Annotated in this window: 1 pseudogene; it reads left to right on the top strand. The window is 64.6% G+C overall.

Annotated features, from left to right (window positions below):
* A pseudogene (locus FNJ47_RS47895) lies at positions 1-148 on the top strand (aldo/keto reductase); the annotation flags it as partial.
* Between the last annotated feature and the right edge of the window lie 98 nt (positions 149-246).

Raw genomic sequence — 246 nt, 5'->3', positions numbered from 1 at the left:
CGGCATCACGCTGTTCGACACCGCCGAAATCAATGCCGGCATGGGCGGCTCGGAAACCGTGCTCGGCACCGTGCTGGGCGATCGCCGCAAGGACATCGTGCTCGCCCCCAAATTCTCCAAGCCGATGCCGACCGCGGACACGCGCAGGCCGGAGCCGCCGAGATTACGAATTTCCATGAGACAATCCTGTGGGATAGGCGAGGGATGCCGCGCATTGTGACAAGCACGCCGAGGGGCGGCAAGGTG

This window comes from Bradyrhizobium uaiense (genome assembly GCF_010811875.1).
Taxonomy (GTDB): domain Bacteria; phylum Pseudomonadota; class Alphaproteobacteria; order Rhizobiales; family Xanthobacteraceae; genus Bradyrhizobium; species Bradyrhizobium uaiense.
This window is presented reverse-complemented; position numbering and strand designations above follow the sequence as displayed.